The 304-nt window shown below is 77.3% G+C and carries 1 pseudogene; it reads left to right on the top strand.

The features are described 5' to 3' along the window. Positions 1-198: pseudogene (locus tag ACG04Q_RS25605) on the top strand (hemin ABC transporter substrate-binding protein); the annotation flags it as partial. Between the last annotated feature and the right edge of the window lie 106 nt (positions 199-304).

Here is a 304-nt window from a genome sequence, read left to right as displayed (position 1 = left end):
ATCCTGTGCACCAGCCAGGGCCTGGAGGCGCAGGGCGGCGCCGACGGCCTGCTGCGCGCGCCCGGCCTGGCGCTGACGCCGGCCGGCCGGGCGCGCCGCGGGGCGAGCATGGAAGCGCTGCTGCTGCTGGGCTTCACGCCGCGGCTGCCGCAGGCGGTGGCGGAACTGACAGGCAAGTTGCATGGACGTTCGGCTTGATCGCCCCGCGGCGCGCTGGCCGGCCGTGCCCGGCTGGCCGTTCGCGCTTGTGCTGTTGCTGGGCGCCGCGGTCGTCGCCGCCAACAGCGGCGCGATCCGCCTGGGC

Origin of the sequence: Pelomonas lactea (assembly GCF_043555885.1) — a bacterium.
Classification (GTDB): domain Bacteria; phylum Pseudomonadota; class Gammaproteobacteria; order Burkholderiales; family Burkholderiaceae_C; genus Pelomonas; species Pelomonas lactea.
This window is presented reverse-complemented; position numbering and strand designations above follow the sequence as displayed.